Here is a 17,495-nt window from a genome sequence, read left to right as displayed (position 1 = left end):
TTTGATCCGGCTTTTCTGTTTTGCATCCACAACAACATTCATTATTAATCTTCATCTTCCCCTATTTCTATATCTAAATGATGTTCTGTATTTAGTTTGGACAACAGAGCTACCGTCTCCACGTGATGCGTATGGGGGAACATGTCAACAGCGCAAGCCTTCACGGCTCTGTACTGCCCCTCAGCCATGAGGAGCGCTAAGTCTCGTGCTTGTGTCGCTGGATTGCAACTGACATAGACGATGCGCTGTGGCGCCGCCCGCAGGATCACCTCCACGACGGGCGCATCCATACCTGCACGTGGCGGGTCGGTCACCAGAACATCAGGACGACCATGCGCTGCGACGAAGTCATCGGTCAGGATCGCCTTCATATCGCCTGCGTAGAAGGTAGCGTTCGTGATCCCGTTCTGATCTCTATTGACAAAAGCATCCTCGACAGCCTCTGGCACATACTCGATCCCGATGACGGAGCGACAGCTTTGCGCCAAGTAGTTGGCGATCGTCCCAGCACCTGTGTAGAGGTCGTAGACCACCTCATCGCCCGTGAGCTGAGCGTATTCACGCACCTTCTCATAGAGCCGCTCCGCCTGACGACTATTCGTCTGGTAGAAGGACTTAGGGCCGATACGATAGCGCAGACCGTGCATATTCTCCTCGATGTATGGCGCACCGCTGTAGAGCTGCGCCGGGAGATCGGCGAGGCTGTCGTTAAACTTCGTATTGACCATATAGTAGAGCGACGTGATCTGGGGGAAGCGCTCACGCAGCGCTTCTAGCAGTTGCACGCGTAGCTCCTCCGTTCCCTCGGCAAAGGCGATCAAAACCATCAGCCCGCCCAGCGTTGTGGTGCGGATTAGGAGCGTTCGCATCACGCCTTCGTGCGCTCTCTGGTCATAGTAGGGGTACTCCTCCCAGCGCGCCAGGCAGTAGTCGTTGAGATAGTCTCGGATCTCCGAAGCTATCGGGTCGGCTATCTGACAGGTCACTCCATGCAGGTCTAGTACCTTGTCAAACATTCCCGCCTTGTGAAAGCCTACCCCACAAAGCTCTTGTTCGCTCGCTTCCTCGGGAAGGCTTTTGAGCTCCTCCTCGGTGAGCCAACGCTTTTTGCTAAAGGTAAACTCGACCTTGTTGCGGTAGTGCCACGGATCCTCACACCCTACGATTGGCTCGGTGTGCTCAATGGCTATATGTCCGATGCGCGTCATCGCGTCTGCGGCTTGTTGCACCTTACCACGGAGCTGCTCGTCGTAAGGTAGCTGTTGCCACTTGCACCCGCCACACGCTCCGAAGACTTCGCAACGAGGCTCCACACGTAGTGGCGAAGGCTCCAGGAGCTCCTCGATGGTGCCCAGCATATAGCTTCGCTTGGAGCGACCGACACGTATGCGACAGCGGTCGCCTGGCGCTGCATAAGGGACGAAGAGCACCTTGTCCTCGACATGTGCTACGCATTGTCCCTCGGCACCCATCCGCTCGATGAGTACATCGTCTAGATATCTCGGCTCTTTGCGTTTTCTTGCCATAGTCTACTTGCGAGCGATCTGTTGCTCCACGAGCGAGACGTACTGATCTGCGAGAGCAGAGGCAGCCTCTTCCGTAGGAGCCTCCGTGTAGACACGGACGATCGGCTCCGTATTGCTGGGACGTACCTGCACCCATGAGTTGTCAAAGTCAATCTTCAGTCCATCCTCCGTCAGGGGCTTCAGCGAAGCGACCTCACGCTCCAGAGTGGCGAAGAGAGCTGTCACGTTGGTGCCCGCAGGTAGCTCCACACGACGCTTACACATGGCGTAGTTGGGATAGCGCTTCCGTAGCTGGCTCACCGTCTCGCCACTCTTTGCCAAGTGGGTAAGGAAGAGCGCAATGCCAACGAGCGCATCGCGTCCAGCATGCAGACGAGGATAGATGACGCCGCCGTTGCCTTCGCCACCGATGAGTGCGTCTGTCTCTCGCATCCGCTTGACTACGTTGACCTCTCCGACAGCAGCTGGGACGTAACTCCCGCCATATCGCTCGGTGATGTCTCGCAGAGCGCGTGTCGAACTCATATTAGAGACCGTATTTCCTCCCTCATGATAGCCGAGGAGGTAGTCAGCGACAGCAACCAGTGTGTACTCCTCGCCAAAGGGGTGCCCCGTCTCGTCAATGATCGCTAGGCGGTCCACGTCTGGATCTACCGAAAAGCCCACATCGGCACGTGCTATGCGCACCAATTCGCAGAGATCCACGAGGTGACTAGGCAGTGGCTCGGGGTTGTGAGCAAACTTTCCGTCGGGCGTGTCGTTGATTCCTCTCCACTCCTTGACACCAAGCGCCTCAAAGAGCGGAGGCAGAGCGATAGCGCCGACCGAATTGATCGGGTCGTAGGCGACCGTCAGCTCAGCTTTGCGGATAGCCTCCACGTCCACCTCGGGCAGTGCGAGGATTGCGTCAATATGCTTCTGCAGATAGGAGTCGGTCGAGATGACTTGTCCCAAGTCTTCGACCGAAGCAAAGGGAACCGTGTGATCCTCCGAGAGACGCAGCACCTCGTTACCACGATCCACATTGAGGAAAGTGCCATCGCTCCCGAGGAACTTGAGCGCATTCCACTGGATTGGGTTGTGCGAAGCAGTGATGATGATGCCACCGTCAGCACGATGCCCTAGGACAGCCATCTCAGTGGTCGGAGTCGTAGCTAGACCGATGTTGATTACATCGCAACCCATACCGAGGAGCGTGCCGATGACCACCTGCTCGACCATCTCTCCCGATAGGCGAGCGTCACGTCCTACCACAATAGTTGGTCTACTGATAGACTCGTATAGCTTGATGTGCTGTGCATATCCCACGACAAAGTGCGCTATCGTCAGAGGGTTGAAGCCGTCCGTCAGAGAGCCCCCGACAGTACCGCGTATTCCAGAGATTGATTTGATGACCGTCATAGTATTCGTTTAGAGTATTAAGTCCAAATAGTGCGTAGCTAAGCTTATCGTAAGTTATCGCTGCTACCGAGATTAATATTAATAGTGATGCTTGTCTCATCGACAAACTGGTACCAGACCTCCTCGCAATACATTGGGGCACCCGCATTGTACGCTATGTTTGGTCCGAGGAGGAAGGGAATGAGCAGACGTACCTTGGCGCCATTGCCCACCAATGTGAGCGGATAGGCGATGCCTTCGCACATTAGTCCGTCAACGGAGTGACCAAACTGCTCTTGGATCAACTTATAGTGGATAGAGCCACTGCGGTCACGGGAGTTAATGTAGATAAACTCTGTAGACTGCTGGTAGCCTTTAGACAGATTGTCAAAGGACTTATTGTAGTCTGGTGCGATAAAGCGCCCTTTCATTCGGAGCATAACACGTGTGCGGTCAGGCTTAGCTAGATCGGTTCCCTTATTGAGCACCTGCATATAGACTCCGTTGGGAAACTTGTACCACACTGCTGGATCAAACGTGCGCTGATCCTCCGACCCCTCTTGTACATTCATCTGTTGCTCTTGGATGAAGCCCTTGATCATCTTCTCCTCGTCACGTAGCATCTCTGAGAGTGATTTGATATGCTGCCTGTCTCGACAGCTAGTTAGGACACCCTGACCCAAGAGGAGCATCATAACAAGCGTTACAAGGGTAGTAAAGGTATGGTTTGTTGCTTTCATATTTCTATTGTCTAATCTCTATTGTCTAACTTCTAACATCTAATCTCTGGGTAATCCCGCACAAGCTGGCGCAATCCCTCCCACACGAGAGCTAGCGCATCCGATAGTGTGCCCTGATACTCAGCACCCGCAGCGTTTAGATGTCCGCCTCCGCCGAAGATCTTGCTCGCCACCTCATTGACTGGCAAGTTGCCCTGCGAGCGAAGGGATATCTTAACCGGCTCGTCGGGGTCTCGCTGCTCGCGAAGGAAGGCGACAGCTCGTATACCCGCCACATCAAGGGGCACATTGACCAAGCCCTCTGTATCTCCTGGCTCTATGCCAAAGCGATCAAAGTCCTCCTGTCTGAGCGTAAAGACCGCCACCCCTAGATCTAGGTCGTAGGTCGTGCGCTCGTTGATGATATAGCCGAGGAGCCGCTGTCGGCTCAGCTTGTCGCTCTTGAAGATCCGTAGCACGATCTCCTCATGTCTCGCGCCGACCTCTAGGAGGTGAGCGATCGTCCTAAAGAGCGTCGGCGTAATATGCCCATGCCGCAGGAGACCCGTATCCGTGTAGGTTGCAGCGAGCAGGCAGGTCGCCATATCGGCACCGCCATAGAGTTCTAGCTCTCTCGACGCACCGCCTCCAAGTAGCTCTGCTATGAGAAAGCCAGTGGCACACGCCGAGGTGTCGCTATACATCTCATTGACCAGCCCTATCTCGGGCTCTGGATGATGGTCTATCATCACGGAGCGCACCTCGGACTTGCCTACAATCTCAGCGACCAGACCCTCGAGCGGGTTACCGATGCGCCCTAGATGGTTGAAGTCAACTAGAAGCAGTAGCCTAGCCTGAGCCAATATCTGACGTATCGGCTCTAAGTCGCTCTGCGCCGAGAGCTGATGTACCGTCTCAGCCCCTGGGAGCCAAAGCAGATTGTCCGGCATACGCCCCACTACTAGGATAGAGACCTCGTCAGCGCCCCGTGCCAGCAGGTAGCTACGCAGCCCCAAGGCACTGCCTATGCAGTCTCCGTCAGGCGATTTGTGCCCCACGATGACAACACGACGCTCGCCTACATCTCCTAGAGAAGTAAGCTCCAGCGTCTCTGACAAAGGTCTATTGCTCAGCTGCGACATAGTGATCTGTGAAGGTATACATCCGCAAAGATACGAAATTAGAGGTTAGCGGTTGTATTCCTCTAGTGGCATTAGAGGCTCTAGGAGCACTAGCCGACAGTTGACAGCTAACAGCTACTCCCGTCCCGAGGAAATCAGAAATCTTCACGGAGCAAATGAAAAGTCTCCACGGAGGGGCGAAATAAAACTTCGGAAGAATGAAATAAAACTTCGGAAGAATGAAATGAAAGTTCGGAAGAATTTGCTCGTCCCTCGCTGAAAAAACAAAAATCTGCACCGAGGAATTGTTCAATTTTCTCCATCTTTCGGCGATCTTCATAGAGATGTGCGATGACCTCATCCTGTCCGATGCCTTAGCCCTGAGGTTCGGGGCGCCTCTGCTTGATGCTTGTAGCGCTATTTATTACCTTTGCAGACGAAAGCGTCCCCCTACACACCGCTTTTTAACGAACACTGACTATGGAAAATTTTTGGAATAGTATCTTAGCTGACTTCGAGCACTTCACCCTGCCGAGCTTCTTTGCGACCTTTATGATCCTCTTTGTCTCTATCGACATCATCGGAGCCATCCCGATCGCACTGAGCCTTAAGGAAAAGGGCAAAGTCTTTCACCCTAGCAAGGTGGCCATCATATCGGCCATTATGTTTATGGCATTCCTATTCATAGGTGAGCCGCTGCTCAGCTTCTTCGGGGTGGATGTCTCCTCCTTTGCTGTGGCGGGTTCGATCGTCCTCTTCGTCCTAGCTGTTGAGATGATCTTCGGTATACAGGTCTTTCAGGATGATGACCCCTCGGGCAATGCGGACATCGTGCCACTTGTCTTCCCGCTCTTTGCAGGTGCAGCCTCCTTTACGGCGATCCTGACGATGCGCTCCTCGGGCACGGCAAACTCAACTCTCTTTGTCGCGATCATCCTTAACGTGGTCTGCATCTACCTGATGCTCCGCACCGTGTCGCTCCTAGAGCGCTGGCTGGGCAAGGGGGGTATCTACATCCTGCGTAAGTTCTTCGGAGTGATCCTCCTAGCCATCTCGGTGAGATTCTTTATGCAGAACCTGATGATCATCCTCGAGCCATTCTTTGGCAAGTAAAAGCTCTTAACATAGAATAGCGTAGAGGCTCTTCCACCAAGGAGGAGCCTCTACTTCTTGGAGACTGCGGCGAGCAGTCTTCGTTCCCCTAAACTGAGGCTATGGCTTGCACCATAATCCTCAATGTCCATGTCTACGGTATGAGCACCTTGACCGCCTCTGAGGGAGTGGCTAGGATGTATAGACCTGCTGGGCAAGCGGTGAGTGGGAGCTCACGTAGCCCCTCGGCATCGGTCTCCGTCTGTAGCTGTAGCTGTCCCGACAGATCGTACAGTGCAATAGAGGTGTGAGGCGCTGCGCTAATCTGTAGCGCGTCAGCTGTGAGACGAATCTGCACAGCGTGTGTAGCCACTGGTACGATGGGATGAATGAAGGTGGGGATCTCAATGGGAGCTCCTGTGTCTCCTTTGCTCCCGTCTAGATAGTCACTCATCGTCCACCCCTTAGCCTGTGCTAGGAGTTGTAGCTCCTTGGCAAAAGCGTTGTCAGCACCTGCGCCCTTGCTGTTGAGCCAGAGGATCGTAGCTCGTTCCGCTTCAAGGCGCTTGGGTAAGCTGGCAATAACGTCTTTGCCCGCCTTGACGGTTAGCTTGTTGCCGTAGCAAGAGATGTAGTTAAGCAGTGGCGTACCACTGAGCTGAATGGAGGTGAGCTGATTGTCGTGCAGTCGGAGCGACACGAGATTGGGTAGATCTGCGAGTGTGATGGTCGTAGGCTGGTAGTCGTGTAGCTCAAGCTCGCGGAGGTAGGTCGCCTTGGTTAGCTCTACGGACCGAATGGTGGCTCCACTGACGACGAGCTTGTAGACATCTCCATGGATGGTAAGCTCGTTGCCTTCGAGGGTATAGGTGATGGGATCCTTCACATTGGTAATAGGCTTGGTGGTACCTGTGGACTCAAGCAGTCCTAGTCCGCTGACGGTGAGCTGTACGGTGCTACCCGCCTTGTCAAAGGTGAGCTTGACTACGCTCTCGCCCATCTCGGGGGCATCGGATCCTCTGTAGTCTAGGCCATTGCCACTGTCGGCAAAGTCAGCATAGTCGACGACGCGCCAATACTTACCGAGAGCTTGCTCCACAAGAGCCTTGGTACAGACATTGCCCTCAAGGGTGCTGGGCGAGTTCACAACCTTAAAGAGTCCTCTCGTCTGCCCCGTGCGATTGGGCAGCTGGGCAATGATCTGCGCCATCTGTGACTCCTTGATCTGATTGTCGTAGATGTCCAATTGGCGAAGCGGTGCGCTAGCTGGCAGGGTTATGGAGGAGAGCTGGTTGTCGTTGCAGAGTAGCTCCTCTAGATGCGTCTGCGCAGAGAGATCGAGCTTGCTGATGTTATTGTAGAAGAGGTGTAGCGTCTTGAGCTCCTTCTGAGCAGAGAGGTCTATCTGCGAGAGGTTGTTATGCCCTATCCGTAGTGATACGAGTTTAGGGTTGTGACTTAGGTCGATAGACTTGATCTGCAGGTCGCCACAGCTGAGCTCCTCGAGGAGTGGGCAGTGCGATACGTCTAGCCCAGCGAAGGGGTTCTTGGCACAGCTGAGGATGCGGAGGTTCTGATTGTGAGAGAGGTCTAGCGAGGCGAGCTGTCCATAAGCGCAGGAGAGCTCCTCAAGAAGTGGAAACTTAGAGAAGTCTAAACTCCTTACACCTGTGCCGTAGAGGTCTAAGTAACGTAGCTTGGGATGCTCTCCGAGGGTTAGCTTGCTTAGGTTAGAGCAGTTAGCTACGGAGAGGCGCTCCAGTGAGGAGAGATGCGCTAAGTCTAGAGAGGAGATCTCGTTTTCTCCACAAGAGAGTGAGCGCAGAGCTCCATTGTGGGATAGATCTAGAGAGCGAAACTGATTCTTTGCGAGATCTAGCTGTTGTAGTTTAGGACACTTACTTAGGTTTATAAAGGCGGGGTAGTAGTTGTCCGCATAGTCGAGGATCTCTAGGTCAGGGCACTGGTCCAGGTCAAGGCTCTTGACGTAGTTGCCCTTGAGGCGTAGCTCCTTGAGGGCAGAAGCTTTGGGTATGTTGAGTTGCTCTAGCTGATTGAAAGTGCAGTCTAGACGCTGGAGTCCTTTGGCAAAGGAAAGGTTTAGCTCCGTGAGGTTGTTGTCCACACAACGTAGCTCGGTGAGCTCTTTGGCCTGTCGTATGTCAAGTGCAGAGAGCTTTTGGTGCGAAAGCGTGATAGCCGTGATGGCTCCTGAGAGCTTCACCTCAGCACTCTCAATGGTATAAGCGTGTGCCTTGCCATCAGCGAGGATGGATCCTGCTAGGCCTTGAGCCATTACTGCACCATCTGCGGAGAGGGTGAGTGTGATCGTCGATCCTACTGGCAGAGCCGTAGTGAATAGGATACGAGAAGCTGCGTAGCTCTGAAGAGAGCATAGGGCGAGGCCCATGAGCATAGTCATGAGTCCTCGCCTTATGATAGAGTGAAGCATAGGTCTTTGCTTGCTTATTGTGTTATAACCACCTTGTCCGTCTGTGTACTGTCAGAGGAGATCGTGCGAACGATGTATAGACCGTCGGGTAGTTCGCTGACGCCCATGTCTATGCGCTGGCAAGGTGCCGTGCGGTAGTCACGGAGTAGCTGACCTGTGGTGTCGTATATCTGTAGGCCCTCTAGGGATGCGCCCTCAGCGGTGATCGTGCCGTAGGCATACTGTACCGTTGTGGTGCCTCTGTCGACTAGCTCCTGGATGTGACGTGGTGAAGCCTCAAAGGTGTAGACGAAGTCCAAGAAGTGCTTTTCCTTACCATCACTTAGGCTCCAGTACTCAGCCTTCTGGCAGTTCCCTGTAAGCTCGTAGAGGAACTCAGCGAGCGTACCTCCGCCCTCTGTAAAGGGTCGCTTAGGCCAAAAGACCTTTGCCGTCTGCTCTGAGGCATACTGAAAGCGCAACTCATAGACAGGCTTAGCGACACCCTTGTCGGCATCCTTCTCACCCTCCTTGTACTCGTAGTTCATTGCTCCGTAGGTCGTTAGGAGTCCGTCGTTGTCCCACTTGTAGGTCTCTCCCTTGAAGTACCTCCACTTAAACTGAGCAGCAGAGCTCTTCACCTCGCTCTTTTGTCCCTTCTCGTTGTAAGTATAGAAGGTTTTGCCCGACACGGTGGTGATTGTAGGACGATCTTGTGAGAGGTCAGGCCTACCAAATTGCTCCTCGATGAGCTGCCCCTTATCATTGTAGATGTACTCAGACATCACCTGAGCCGTCTCGTCTACCCAGTAGTCTACCTGACCGTCTGGGCGATAGAGTATCTTGTAGTTAGCCATTAGTTTATCGTATAGCTTCATCTGACGTCCAGTCATATGACCCTGGTCATCGTATGTGAAGTGCGCAAACATGCTGGGCTTGCCGTCTCCATCGTAGTCTGTGGAGATAGTCGTGGCGATGTCGGAGATACGACCTTTGTCGTCGTAGCTAATGCTGTTGTGCTGAGAGATAGAGCCATCAGCCTTGGTCTCGGTACGGCTTATCCATTGCTTGTTATCATCGTATTCATAGGTATACGTGCAGAGATCAGGGTGAGGCTTAGAGGGCTCTACTTTGGTGAGGTAGTACTGGTATGTGCTACCCTTTGCAAAGGTTGCTGTGACCTTGCCGTCTGCCATTAGGTCAAACTGCATATCCTTAAGTATATCCTCGTCATTGAGCTTAAGGGTCTCTAGCTGATACCCCTCATCTGGTGTAGCGACCACCTTGTAGGTCTCCCCCACGGGGAGGAGAGCTAAGTCTTCGGCATCCAGTCCCTCAAGAGCGACCTTGCCATGCTCCGTCTTTTCGATAGAGACCTTGGCATAGTCGCTGTAGAGTAGTTTGGGTATGGAGTTGTCGTTGTCATTCTTAGAGTAGAGCGTCCATCCCTTGCGTCTAGCTAAGCTGGCAGCCTTGGGAGACCAAACGTTTGCCTCTGTGTAGTCAAACTTAACGCCCTTTGCGTATATCTTGAAGGCAGGCTTCATAGCATCGTAGTTAGCGCTGTGGTCTGCAAGTCCATTGACGATTGCGAGTGTAGCCTCTGCAGGGAGAGCGCTGAGGTATAGGCTGAGTAGCTTGAGGTTAGGACAGTCGGATACGATCACCTTGGTAAGAGCCTTATTGCGCTCTAGGTAAGCCTCCTTAAGTCCCGTAAGCCCCGTCAGATCTACCGTCTGTAGTGGCTTGCAGTCCGATAGGTAGAGGTACTGGAGCTGGTCCGTCTTAGGGAGCTGAATGGTAGCTAGATCGCCACAGCGAGAGGCGGTGAGCATCTCTAGAGCTGTGCAGTCGGAGAGAGATAGAGCTGTGAGCTTGGTCCCCTCTACGTTGAGCGTCATAAGCTTGGTCAGTCCAGCCACTTGGAGTGTCGCAAGTGGGTTACGCTCTAGCTGAAGGCGCTTAACCTTTGTCAAGCCTGAGAGGTCAAGCGCCTTGATTTCACCGTTTTGTAGCTGTATCTCCTCGAGAGCCGTACAGCCCGTGAGTGTGACGCTCGTGAGCTTCATACAGGAATTCGCCTCGAGCTTCGTCAGTCCCGTGCAGCCTGTCAGATCTAGTGCAGAGATAGAGGTGCGAGCACAGATCAGCTCCTGGAGCGAGGTGACACCCTTGACCTGTAGATCGGTCATGCCACTGTTCTTGACATTGAGCAGCTCGATCGTCTTGGAGCTAGTGATGTCCATTGCCGAGAGTACGTTGGCGTAGTCGCAGCGAATTGACTTGACAGCACCACGGATCTTGATCTCTAGTGCTGTAGGCTTGTAAGAAGAGCGATCAGCAGCGTAAGCCTCATCGACTCCCTCAATGGTTATACCCTCTCCCTGCACAGCTAGTGGGAGTGTGGTGGGCTGGTCATCATCGTCGGTAGGCATCGCCGAGAGCTTGATCGTGATGAGATTGCTCTCGCCAGGCTGCTGAGCTGGTAGTGGCGCGTAAATAGCCATCCCAAGGAGAGCTAGTAGCGTGGCAATAAGTAATCGGTGATTCATTGTTTTGGTTGTTTGTTGGTTAAGAAAATATCTATTAGCTAGCGCAGGACAGTATCGATAAGGTACAGGCCTGAGCCTATCGCAGACAAAGGTAGTAATTATTTGCTTAGTACACAAAAGTCTTAATATGGTACATAAGTGGCTTTACGTGAGGTTTTGATGCATACTTTCGCTATTTTTCCTGCTTCTATAGCCGTCTCTAGCGACTTATAGTGGTTAAATAGTGGAATAGTCACAAGGGGGCAATTATTTTTACGAAAAGGTCGCTCCACTCCTAGGTGTGTTGGTTTTTCCTCTAGCTGAGAGCCTAGCGATAGCATAGCCCCAGAGACGCTATATAGCACTTAAACGGTAGAGCGACTGCTCGTAAGCACACTGTAATTGACAAGCTCTCTCAGATCTCTAGAGGGGAAATCGGATATTCCTCGGTAGAAATCGTTGATTATCCAGTGAGGAACGGAAAAAATCTTCGGAACTTTGATTTCATTCTTCCGAAGTTTCATTTCATTCTTCCGAACTTTTATTTCGCCCCTCGGTGGGGAATTTTGTTTTCCTCAGTGGAGTTTTGTCGTTTTTCACGGAGCTATTGGTTAGAGACACTCCTGCACCTAGTGCCACTAGAGGAGCCCTCCGCTCATCTCTAACTAGATGGCTATATAGTCGTGAGCGCTATTTTTTCGTATCTTCGTGCCGAATAATCACAACCTTTAGATAAAGCTTTATGATAGATCCAAAAGAACTTCAGCAGATGGGCTTTGCTACACGAGCTATCCATGCTGGTAGCGAGCATAATCAGCACGGTACGCTGGCTACGCCTATTTATCAGACCTCTACCTTCGTCTTTGACTCTGCGGAGCAGGGTGGCAGACGCTTTGCCCTCGAGGAGGACGGATACATTTACACCCGTCTAGGGAACCCTACCTGCACGGCTGCTGAGCAGAAGGTCGCCTCTCTAGAGGGTGGCGAGGCTTGTGTCAGCGCCTCCTCAGGTATCGGTGCTATCACCTCTGCTATCTACCCTCTAGTACAGGCTGGTGACCATATCGTCGCTGGTAAGACGCTCTACGGCTGTACTTACTCATTCCTCGAGCACGGGCTCTCACGCTTTGGTGTGGAGGTGACCTTCGTGGATGCTCGCAATCTAGATGAGATCAAGGCTGCTATGCGCCCCAATACGAAGCTGGTCTACATCGAGACGCCTGCTAATCCTAACATGTACCTGACGGACATCGAAGGCGCGGCTAAGATAGCTCACAGCCAGGAAGGAACCGTTCTGATGGTGGACAATACTTACTGCACCCCTTTCATCACGCGTCCTCTAGACCTCGGTGCTGACGTGGTCGTACACTCGGCTACGAAGTATCTGAATGGTCACGGTGACGTGATTGCGGGATTCGTCGTCGGTCGTAAGGAGTACATTGACCAGGTGCGTCTCTTCGCTGTCAAGGATATGACGGGTTCAGTCCTTGGCCCGTTTGAGGCTTACCTGATCGCTCGTGGTATCAAGACACTGGAGATACGTATGGAGCGTCACTGCGCTAATGCACAGCGTGTGGCTGAGTTCCTGGAGAAGCACCCTGCGATAGCATCAATCGCTTATCCAGGTCTCAAGAGCTTCCCCCAGTATGAGCTGGCTCAGAAGCAGATGCGCCTGCCGGGTGCTATGATTGCCTTCGAGCTCAAGGGTGGTCTAGAAGCTGGTCGCAAGCTGATGAATAGCCTGCACCTAGCTACACTCTGCGTGAGCCTCGGCGATGCTGAGACGCTTATCGAGCACCCAGCTAGTATGACGCACTCGCCTTACACGCCTGAGGAGCGCGCTGCTTCTGACATTGGAGAGGGTATGGTACGTCTCTCGATCGGTCTGGAGAATGTTGAGGACATCATCGCAGACCTTAAGTGTGGTCTAGACGCACTCCTATAATATATAGTAGGTACTAATAAAAGCTCCCCCCACCACAGTGCATCTACTGCGATGGGGGGAGCTTTTATTGGCTGTTAGCTGTTGGCCGTTGGCTGTGTTAGCTGTTAGCTGTTGGCCGTTGGCTAGAGGTACTAGAGCTACTAAGGCTAATAGCCAACGGCTAACAGCTAACAGCCAACAGCTAACAGCCAACAGCCAACATTAGTCGCGCACCTCGTAAGTTTTGCTATCAGATATGATGTAGTGCATCGTGACGTCCCAAGGCTCTAGCGGGATCTGCTCAACAATCTGCATCGAGGAGGTGACCGCTACACGGAGTGCATGGGGACAACGTGCGAAAAAGCGATCGTAATACCCCTTGCCACGCCCCATACGTCCGCCATACGGGTCAAATGCTAGCCCAGGCACAAGGATGAGCTCTATCTCTGCTGGATCTACCGCCTCCTCAACAGCTGCTGTGGGCTCTAGGATTTGGTAGTCTTCGCTGGTCACGAGCGAGTCAGACTGATAGGTGTAGAAGTTGATATCATCGCCCTCGACACGGGGGATGAGCAGTCTCTTCTCACCCTGATAGCGCTCTAGGATAGTCGTCAGGTCTACCTCGTCTGCCATAGCACAGTACAGAGCTATGCTGTGGCTCCGTACGAAGGGCAGGAAGGTCTCTATCTGCTCACAGACACGCTCTGAGACTGTCTGTCGGTACTCCTCGGTCCACTCACTACGCATCCTGGCACGTATGGCGCGGCGCAATGCTTTTTTCTCTTCTTTCACTCTGTCACAACTCATCTTCGCATCTGATAATTGTCCTCTATATATTGCTCTGCGCTACTGATCATCGGGTCGTCTTGTGTCATAACCTGATAGAAGCCCGTAGCGCCAAAGAGATGGTTAGCTATCAAAGCATACATCTGTAGCTGCAACCGCCGAGCGGCTTGGCGCAACATCTGTGGGCGCTGTGCTATACCTCGCTCGGCTGCGTATGTGGCGAGGTCGTTTAGTAGAGACTTCTCCCGAGCTAGTAGCGCTAGAAGCTCCTGGACGGAACCCATCTCACGGAGACTCTCCCTATTTAGATCTACAAAGTAAAAAGCGTACTCCTGCATCAAGCCTGACATAATCAGACGAGCAGCGTAAGCATTGATCATAGCTGTGTCTTGAGGCACGAAGATGTCGGGCATAATGCCGTAGCCACTGAAGAGAAGACGCCCCTTGTCACTATGATACTCCCGCTGCTTTAGCTTAGTCAGTGAGAGCGTATCGGCATAGTCGCCCACAGGCTTGATCCCCGAGACGCTCATAAGGCTCTCCTCAATGGAGGAGAGGCTACCTTGCTCGTAGGGACGCTGTATGTTACGCCCCGAAGGAGTGTAATAGCGTGCCACCGTGAGACGTACGCTGGACTTATCCGCAAAGGTAAAGGGCTGCTGTACCAAGCCCTTGCCGTAGGTCTGTCGTCCCACGATCATCGCCCGGTCGTGATCCTGCATCGCTCCAGAAAAGATCTCGGAGGCTGACGCACTGTTCTCATTGACCAGCACTACGAGTGGCAGGCGCTGGAGCAAGCCATCACCATTTGCCACGACATCTTCACGAGGCATCGTGCGCCCCTCGGTATAAACGATCAATTGCCCCTCCTGAAGGAACTCATTGGCGACGGCTATCGCTGAGGTCATATAGCCTCCCGTATTGTCTCTCAGGTCTAGTATTAGCGCTTTAGCCCCAGCCCGCTGTAGTGCACCCCAATGCTGAATGAACTCGTCATAAGTAGTCCTAGCCCAAGTGGTGATCTGCATCAGCCCGATGGAGGGTGTCAGCATATAGCTCACGTCAATACTCCGGATCGGCACAGGTCCACGCACTACGCTCACATCTCTGCGAGTATTGCGACGCAGTACCGAGAGGTGCGCCACAGATCCCACAGGCCCTCTGAGTGAAGAGGTGATGGTGTCTTGGTTGTTGCGTACGCCGAGGAGGCTCTTACCATCGCACGATAAGATGCGGTCGCCAGGCTCTAGACCAGCCGTCTCGGAGGGACCGCCAGCGAAGACCTGGTCAATGACAATCGTGTCGGTGATGATGTTGTAGATGATCCCAATCCCCTCAAACTGTCCCTCCAGTCTTTGCTCCTCACGCTCTGACTCCAGCGGAGGTATGTAAGTAGAGTGCGGATCCAGAGCGCCTAGCAGATAGGGCAAGAGGTTAGTGCGTAGCTCCTCCATATCTACGGAGTCTACGTAATACTTATCGATCAATTGAAGTACCTGGTCGAACTTGTCTGCCTGCGTGAAGCTCCGATAGCGAGAGATGAGCCAAAAAGCTAAGCCCCCAACCAGCGCACCCGCCACAACACAAAGCAAATATTTATACTGACGACGCATATCTACCACTTATTATCTAGGAATAGGCACATATACTAATGGGTAGAGGACTCCGTGGCTGACGGAATAGTGGCTGACGAAGTAGAGTCCAGCGGTATGTAGACCACCTCAATGCCCGCACGCTTGAGTAGCTCTAAGCCATCAGTGAGTCGGTACTGCTCGCCATAGACCACACGTCGTATGCGACTTTGGATGATCAGCTTAGCGCATTCTAGACAAGGAGAGGCAGTGATGTAGATCGTCGCCCCCGTGCAGTTGTTGCCCGAGGCAGCTACCTTGGTGATTGCATTCGCCTCTGCGTGGAGGACGTAAGGCTTCGTGATGCCCTCGTCATCTTCGCACACATTCTCAAAGCCCGAGGGCGTACCGTTGTAGCCATCCGAGATAATCATCTGATTGTGTACGATGAGGGCGCCCACTTGTCGACGCTGACAGTAGGAGTTCTCAGCCCATATACGAGCCATACGCAGATAACGGCGGTCTAGGATTGTCTGCTTCGAGTCAGGAGCAGAGTCAGTAGTTTGTGTGATTGTCATCATGTAGCGATTTACCCATAGTGTAAACCGCTACAAAGGTACTGATTATTTGGCACAAACGACACCCTCGCCCCATATGAGACAAAGGCGTACCCAGCAGCTATGCTGAGCACGCCTTTGCGTAAGTCGCATTGCGAGAGTAGTAGCCTATCTATTAGTCTAGTAAGGTTACCCAGCCGTGTGTATCAGGCTCGTCTCCGTACTGGATGCCACGGAGCTTGTTGTAGAGCTTCTCGCAGATAGGCCCAGGCTTACCATCCTTAGAGATCTGATAAGTCTTGTGCTCATCGAGATCGTCCACACGTAGTATCGGGCTGATGACAGCAGCCGTACCACAAGCGCCAGCCTCCTCAAAGGTAGCCAGCTCCTCCTCAGGTACATGACGACGCTCCACCTTCAGACCGAGATCCTCAGCTAGTTGCATCAAGCTCTTGTTCGTGATAGAGGGGAGGATAGAGGTAGACTCAGGCGTGATGTACGTGTTGTCCTTAATTCCGAAGAAGTTAGCAGGACCGCACTCATCGATATACTTCTTCTCCTTAGCATCGAGGAAGAGGCAAGCACTGTAGCCCTTCTCGTGAGCTAGGACAGTCGGTACCATACCAGCAGCATAGTTACCACCCACCTTGATCGTACCCGTACCCAAAGGAGCCGCACGGTCGTAGCCACGCATGATAGCCATAGGTGTAGGCTTAAAGCCCTCCTTGAAGTAAGGACCTACGGGAGATACGAAGACGATAAAGAGATACTCAGGAGCAGGCTTGACACCTACCTGAGCGCCTAGACCAAGTAGGAGTGGGCGTATGTAGAGCGAAGCACCGCTCTCGTAGGGAGGTACGAAGTCCTCGTTGAGCTTGACAGCCTTCTTGACAGCCTCAATGAAGAGCTCTTCAGGTACGGGAGCCATGACGACACCCTCAGCCGAGCGGATCATACGCTTAGCATTCTCCTCTACACGGAAGAGACGTATCTTACCATCCTTACCACGGTAAGCCTTGAGACCCTCAAAAGCCTCCTGACCATAGTGCAGACAGGTAGCACCCATGTGTAGCGTGACTGTCTCCTCAGATGAGACCTCTAGCTCACCCCACTTGCCATCACGATAGTAACAGCGCACATTGTAATCGGTCTTGAGGTAACCAAACCCCAATGATGACCAGTCCAAATTCTTCATACTATATATAGGTAATAAAGTTGTTAGGTAAAGTCCGTGGTAAATGATTCGTCCACAAAGATACCTATTTTATTTGGGATTGAGAGGAGCGAGGGTAGAAGTTACAGGGCTGACGCATTATAGCGGACGAGTGCATCTACCTCTCTACGACAGAAATCGGGAGGTGGAGAAAATTGGAAAATTCATCGGTGGATATTCTAGATTATCTAGCGAGGAAACGAAAAATTCTTCCGAACTTTCATTCCTTTCTTCCGAAGTTTCATTTCATTCTTCCGAAGTTTCATTTCGCACCTCCGTGAAGAACTTTCGTTTTCTACGGAGCTATTGGGTAAATTCCTCGGAAGATATCGGACGTCGCGAAGATGTAGCAGCAACTATAGCGCTACACAGTCAAGCTCAAGTCGCATATCCCAGAGTTGTCGTCAAGCGTACTTCCAAGACATAATGCGTCAGCCCTAGTAGAAGTTAGGAGTCAGAAGTTAGAGACTAGCCCCACAAGAGCCGCTAGCCCCACCAGCCCCACTAGGTGCAGTAGTCTCTCTAGCCGATCCCTCCCGAGGAAATCGGAGATCTCCAGCGAGCAAACAAAAATCCCCCACTGAGGGGCGAAATAAAACTTCGGAAGAATGAAATGAAACTTCGGAAGAAAGGAATGAAAGTTC

General features: G+C 52.6%; 12 protein-coding genes. 2 read left to right on the top strand and 10 right to left on the bottom strand.

The features are described from left to right. Nucleotides 1–44: 44 nt before the first annotated feature. Genes rlmD through Q0X57_RS03165 form a run of 4 tightly spaced genes read right to left on the bottom strand, consistent with a single transcriptional unit; the run spans nucleotide 45 to nucleotide 4,767 of the window. Entirely contained in the window at nucleotides 45–1,526 is a 1,482-nt protein-coding gene (rlmD, locus tag Q0X57_RS03180) for a 23S rRNA (uracil(1939)-C(5))-methyltransferase RlmD (RefSeq protein WP_297727517.1), read from the bottom strand. Nucleotides 1,527–1,529: 3 nt separating this feature from the next. Next, nucleotides 1,530–2,927 carry a phosphoglucosamine mutase gene (gene glmM / locus Q0X57_RS03175; protein ID WP_297727515.1) on the bottom strand — a complete coding sequence of 466 codons (1,398 nt, stop codon included), beginning with the start codon at nucleotides 2,925–2,927 and terminating at the stop codon, nucleotides 1,530–1,532. A 44-nt stretch (nucleotides 2,928–2,971) separates the two neighbouring features. Next, nucleotides 2,972–3,646 (bottom strand): DUF4827 domain-containing protein, encoded by a 675-nt coding sequence (locus Q0X57_RS03170; RefSeq protein ID WP_297727511.1) that lies wholly within the window; start codon nucleotides 3,644–3,646, stop codon nucleotides 2,972–2,974. A 32-nt stretch (nucleotides 3,647–3,678) separates the two neighbouring features. Continuing rightward, nucleotides 3,679–4,767, bottom strand: a complete 1,089-nt coding sequence (locus Q0X57_RS03165) for a DHH family phosphoesterase (protein ID WP_297727509.1) — start codon at nucleotides 4,765–4,767, stop codon at nucleotides 3,679–3,681. Nucleotides 4,768–5,226: 459 nt separating this feature from the next. On the opposite strand from Q0X57_RS03165, the gene Q0X57_RS03160 reads away from it, so the two are divergent. Further along, nucleotides 5,227–5,859, top strand: a complete 633-nt coding sequence (locus Q0X57_RS03160; protein ID WP_297727506.1) for a MarC family protein — start codon at nucleotides 5,227–5,229, stop codon at nucleotides 5,857–5,859. A 133-nt stretch (nucleotides 5,860–5,992) separates the two neighbouring features. Here Q0X57_RS03160 and Q0X57_RS03155 read toward each other — a convergent pair whose 3' ends face one another. Both Q0X57_RS03155 and Q0X57_RS03150 read right to left on the bottom strand, forming a co-directional pair. After that, a complete protein-coding gene (locus Q0X57_RS03155; RefSeq protein ID WP_297727503.1) occupies nucleotides 5,993–8,290 on the bottom strand; it encodes a hypothetical protein in 2,298 nt (765 codons plus the stop codon). Between the two features lie 14 nt (nucleotides 8,291–8,304). Further along, on the bottom strand, nucleotides 8,305–10,821 hold the full coding sequence (locus tag Q0X57_RS03150) for a T9SS type A sorting domain-containing protein (RefSeq protein WP_297727500.1): 2,517 nt from the start codon (nucleotides 10,819–10,821) through the stop codon (nucleotides 8,305–8,307). Between the two features lie 721 nt (nucleotides 10,822–11,542). On the opposite strand from Q0X57_RS03150, the gene megL reads away from it, so the two are divergent. Then, nucleotides 11,543–12,745: a methionine gamma-lyase gene (megL, locus tag Q0X57_RS03145; RefSeq protein WP_297727497.1), complete on the top strand. Its 1,203-nt coding sequence runs from the start codon at nucleotides 11,543–11,545 to the stop codon at nucleotides 12,743–12,745. 201 nt (nucleotides 12,746–12,946) lie between these two features. On the opposite strand, the gene Q0X57_RS03140 is transcribed toward megL, so the two are convergent. The 4 genes from Q0X57_RS03140 to Q0X57_RS03125 all read right to left on the bottom strand — a co-directional run bounded on the left by Q0X57_RS03140 (nucleotide 12,947) and on the right by Q0X57_RS03125 (nucleotide 16,833). Beyond that, nucleotides 12,947–13,531, bottom strand: a complete 585-nt coding sequence (locus Q0X57_RS03140) for a 5-formyltetrahydrofolate cyclo-ligase (RefSeq protein WP_297727494.1) — start codon at nucleotides 13,529–13,531, stop codon at nucleotides 12,947–12,949. Beyond that, nucleotides 13,528–15,123, bottom strand: a complete 1,596-nt coding sequence (locus Q0X57_RS03135) for a S41 family peptidase (RefSeq protein ID WP_297727491.1) — start codon at nucleotides 15,121–15,123, stop codon at nucleotides 13,528–13,530. The genes Q0X57_RS03140 and Q0X57_RS03135 overlap by 4 nt, the downstream gene beginning before the upstream one ends. Before the next feature lie 35 nt (nucleotides 15,124–15,158). Next, nucleotides 15,159–15,659 (bottom strand): dCMP deaminase family protein, encoded by a 501-nt coding sequence (locus tag Q0X57_RS03130; RefSeq protein ID WP_297727520.1) that lies wholly within the window; start codon nucleotides 15,657–15,659, stop codon nucleotides 15,159–15,161. A 154-nt stretch (nucleotides 15,660–15,813) separates the two neighbouring features. Further along, a complete protein-coding gene (locus Q0X57_RS03125) occupies nucleotides 15,814–16,833 on the bottom strand; it encodes a branched-chain amino acid aminotransferase (protein WP_297727488.1) in 1,020 nt (339 codons plus the stop codon). Between the last annotated feature and the right edge of the window lie 662 nt (nucleotides 16,834–17,495).

The organism is uncultured Porphyromonas sp., from assembly GCF_947254915.1.
Lineage (GTDB): Bacteria > Bacteroidota > Bacteroidia > Bacteroidales > Porphyromonadaceae > Porphyromonas.
The sequence above is the reverse complement of the archived record's forward strand: the minus strand, read 5'-3'. Positions and strand labels throughout refer to the sequence as shown.

Excerpts from the sequence above, each read along its gene's own strand:
- rlmD (WP_297727517.1), bottom strand. The coding sequence starts at position 1,526 with ATGGCAAGAAAACGCAAAGAGCCGAGATATCTAGACGATGTACTCATC.
- Q0X57_RS03150 (WP_297727500.1), bottom strand. The coding sequence starts at position 10,821 with ATGAATCACCGATTACTTATTGCCACGCTACTAGCTCTCCTTGGGATG.
- Q0X57_RS03170 (WP_297727511.1), bottom strand. The coding sequence starts at position 3,646 with ATGAAAGCAACAAACCATACCTTTACTACCCTTGTAACGCTTGTTATG.
- Q0X57_RS03140 (WP_297727494.1), bottom strand. The coding sequence starts at position 13,531 with ATGAGTTGTGACAGAGTGAAAGAAGAGAAAAAAGCATTGCGCCGCGCC.
- Q0X57_RS03135 (WP_297727491.1), bottom strand. The coding sequence starts at position 15,123 with ATGCGTCGTCAGTATAAATATTTGCTTTGTGTTGTGGCGGGTGCGCTG.
- glmM (WP_297727515.1), bottom strand. The coding sequence starts at position 2,927 with ATGACGGTCATCAAATCAATCTCTGGAATACGCGGTACTGTCGGGGGC.
- Q0X57_RS03130 (WP_297727520.1), bottom strand. The coding sequence starts at position 15,659 with ATGACAATCACACAAACTACTGACTCTGCTCCTGACTCGAAGCAGACA.
- Q0X57_RS03155 (WP_297727503.1), bottom strand. The coding sequence starts at position 8,290 with ATGCTTCACTCTATCATAAGGCGAGGACTCATGACTATGCTCATGGGC.
- Q0X57_RS03125 (WP_297727488.1), bottom strand. The coding sequence starts at position 16,833 with ATGAAGAATTTGGACTGGTCATCATTGGGGTTTGGTTACCTCAAGACC.
- Q0X57_RS03160 (WP_297727506.1), top strand. The coding sequence starts at position 5,227 with ATGGAAAATTTTTGGAATAGTATCTTAGCTGACTTCGAGCACTTCACC.
- megL (WP_297727497.1), top strand. The coding sequence starts at position 11,543 with ATGATAGATCCAAAAGAACTTCAGCAGATGGGCTTTGCTACACGAGCT.
- Q0X57_RS03165 (WP_297727509.1), bottom strand. The coding sequence starts at position 4,767 with ATGTCGCAGCTGAGCAATAGACCTTTGTCAGAGACGCTGGAGCTTACT.